At 33.0% G+C, this 3374-nt stretch carries 2 protein-coding genes; both read right to left on the reverse strand.

Annotated elements, in window-relative coordinates:
- Nucleotides 1–265: 265 nt before the first annotated feature.
- On the reverse strand, nucleotides 266–982 hold the full coding sequence (locus AB4Y90_RS16765; protein WP_441558711.1) for a DUF2490 domain-containing protein: 717 nt from the start codon (nucleotides 980–982) through the stop codon (nucleotides 266–268).
- Nucleotides 983–1034: 52 nt separating this feature from the next.
- The gene (locus AB4Y90_RS16770; RefSeq protein WP_441558712.1) at nucleotides 1035–2846 is read right to left on the reverse strand and encodes a TonB-dependent receptor plug domain-containing protein; all 1812 of its coding nucleotides are present in this window, start codon (nucleotides 2844–2846) and stop codon (nucleotides 1035–1037) included.
- Nucleotides 2847–3374: the final 528 nt, after the last annotated feature.

Raw genomic sequence — 3374 nt, forward strand, 5'->3', positions numbered from 1 at the left:
CCTCTTGCGGTCGCTGTAAAGCTCAACGATTTGCGTGATAATATGGATCTGCGAAGAGTAAACCGGGAATTGACGCCCAAAGATATTCATCGTTTTAATAAATATTTGAAAGCGTACCGGTATTTATCAGAGAAATATTAAAGTCTGTTTAGGCTTTTTTTACTCTCGCTGATTCTGCAGATTTAGCTGATTCTAAGTGAAAATACATCAGCTTAATCAATGAAAATAAATCTGCGTGATAATAATTTAGAAATATCAAACCAAATTAATCTGCTCCCGGGAAATGATACGTTTTGTTGTCATTATCGGTATCGTCGATGTTGATATTCAAAGCAAAGTAAACGAAATGTACGTTTTTGTTCCCTTTAGCTTCAAATTCTCTTTGCCACAAATAACCGCCCAGAATTCCGAAGTTCTCATCGATCTGGTATCCGAAACCGCCATAAACCCTGTTTCTTGCAAATGATGGTTTCATCGGTGTAACCACAAAAACTTCATCATAAACATTGGCAAAAACAGTTCCCGGTGCAATTTTTTTGGCATTTAAAGGTACAGAAACATTTAAACGGTAACGATAACGCATTCTTTCAGAACTTTTATCGGTTTGCGGCTCATAAAACCATGATTTTTCTGCACGGAATCTGTTTTCAAATTTTACAATTCCTTTTTTGAAATCGATAACATCCTGCAACCAGACACGGAATTCTTCTTTATTGATCGCATGGTCTTTGTACGTTGCATATCGCCCTAAACCAACGAAAGGTTTATGATTTTTGGTAAGATTATATCCTAAGCCTCCTTTTATTTCGTAATAATCGGGATAGGTGTAATCTTCAATTCCTCTCATTTGCCCTTCAGCATAAAGGAAAAATTTTGGGTGAAATTTATACGTTAAAGTTAAGGCATTAAAAGCAGAAATATGTTCCTGTGCTTTGAAAATACTTAAACTGAAAAGTAGGCTTATGCTTAAAATAAGTTTCATCCAAAAAAATTTTTGCAAAATTATATCATTTAACGATTCGGTAATATTAAGTTTACTTAATATTAATATTGTACGAAAAGCCAATGTGAAACCATCTTTTCGGCATAGGTACGGCAAAATTTTCGGTATATTCTGTATCGGTCACATTGTTGATTAATGCATAAACAGAAAATTCTTTTTTGTTAAAGCTAAGTTTTTCGTCAAGCAAATGATAGCTTCCCAGATTCATCCTGTCATTGTACCTGTAAACCAATTCGTTGGTGAAATAGGTTAAAAATTTTGTCTGAAGTTTTGCTACAAACTGATGCTTTAAATTATCTAATGCATAACGCGAATTGAGATCATTTAAATCTTTAAATTTATTGTCAAGATAAGTGTAGCCTAAAGTATACTTCATCCAGTTGAAAACCTGATGTCCTATTTCTGCTTCAATTCCTTTAATTTCTTTATTGCCAATGTTTCTCGAGTACCAAACCGGGTCTTGCAGAGAGTTTTTAATCCAGTCGATTGAATTATTAGAATCTCTGTAAAAACCGCTAAGTTTTACTAAGATATTTTCATTCTGATATTGATATCCTATTTCTGCATACACTGCATTTTCTGGTAAAAGATTTGGGTTTCCCTGCTCTGTTTTGCTTGTGTAATAAAGGTCTGTAAATGTTGGAACACGATGAACTTTTGCAATGTTTCCGTAAATTTTATTGTTCTGGTAAAAAGTATAACCAATGTCTAATCCCGGATAAAAAAAGTTGCCGTCGGTAGAATAATTTGCCCATGAAGCTCCCGGACTGATGTTTAATTTTCTGTCAAAAAAAGAAAAATGATGCTCAAAGAAAACCTGTGTTACAAAACGTTCCCGGTTACCCAGGTTGTTACTAGCCAAAAATTCTTTCCTTAATTCTATCCCTAAACCTGTGGTTCCTAAACCTGACTGATAGCTTGAATTAATTTCTCCGCCAACATTATTTCCGATGTGCATGTTTCGGTAAATTTCAGGTTTTTCTCTGTTAAAAAGATACATATCCTGCCCTCTTCTCCAGTAAACATTCGAGTTAAGTTTTAGCTTTCCGAAAGTTTGCTGATGTGCAAGACTTAGAATCGATGCTTGCAATTCTTCGTACTGCTCTGTTGCCTGCGGTGAAGAATAGAATCCATTTGCTCCGAACTTCTTCTCAGAAAACCCGGCCTGCAATCTGATGTCTCCGTTTTTTATTTTTAATTGATTCTGATAAAAAACATTTCTGATTTCAAAATCTGTATTATGTCTGTAACCTTGTGATGAATTTGAATTTGCCTGCAAAGAGTTTGAAAACTTTTCGTTTCCAATATTGGCATTAAAACCGAAGCCATACGTTTCATAGTCACCTGCATTGGCGCTGATTTTTACATTTTTTCCGATATGTGTTCTGGTAATAATATTGATTGCTCCTGCGTAAGCATTTTGCCCGAATCTTCTTGCAGCAGGACCTTTGATGACTTCTATCCTTTCTACATTATCAAGATCTACAGGAACATTCAGAGAATTGTGACCGGTTTGAGAATCATTCATTCTCACACCATTGATCAAAATTAAAACCTGCTCAAAAGTACTTCCCCGGAAACTTACGTCACTCTGCACTCCGTTTGCGCCTCTCCTTCTGATGTCCATTCCCGTAATCTGCTGAAGAATCTCATCAATACTTGCAGCCGGAGAATTCAGAATATCACTTCTTGTTATCACAGAAATATTCTGATTGGCATTTTTGTAAGTGGTTGCAATAAATTTTCCCTGAATTTCAACAGAATCGATCTCCGAAGTTTTTATCTGCGCATTGGCTGCACAAACTGAGGCAAGAAAAATTAAAGTTCCGAACTTCTTATTCATAATACTTCTGGTTTATTTTGAAGCTCCCAAAATTAACAGACTTTCTCAGAACTCAAAAATGATACATATCATAAAAAAAGATGCATACTAATTTATGCATCTTTTTCTAAGTCTTTTGTAGTAGTTTATCTTTTTTTCATTAAATGTGTAATAAAATGTCTGAAAAGTGTTCTCATGTTATTACAATTTAGTTGTACAATTTTACAAGAAAAATATTTACAAAACAAGAAATATTGTTAAAAAATGTACTTTCTATGTTAATTTATTATAAAAAACAGCCAAAATTATTTTTAATGATCTAAAAGCCTGTTTAATTTTTATAAAATATTTTTTATTATTAAGAAGTAAGATTTTCAGAGCTTAAGCTTAATAAACTTAATTCTAAATCAATTTATTGATTTCTTAAAATATCCATTATAAAGTGATTCTTAAGGACTTAATGTTAAAAAAAAACAAATAAAGTTTATTTAAATTAAAAATATAAATTTTAAACAGGCTCTAAAACTTATCAATTGATTCTAAGAGTGA

The sequence above is a fragment of the Chryseobacterium sp. 2TAF14 genome (assembly GCF_052115105.1).
Taxonomy (GTDB): Bacteria; Bacteroidota; Bacteroidia; order Flavobacteriales; family Weeksellaceae; genus Chryseobacterium.

Excerpts from the sequence above, each read along its gene's own strand:
- AB4Y90_RS16765 (WP_441558711.1), bottom strand. The coding sequence starts at position 982 with ATGAAACTTATTTTAAGCATAAGCCTACTTTTCAGTTTAAGTATTTTC.
- AB4Y90_RS16770 (WP_441558712.1), bottom strand. The coding sequence starts at position 2,846 with ATGAATAAGAAGTTCGGAACTTTAATTTTTCTTGCCTCAGTTTGTGCA.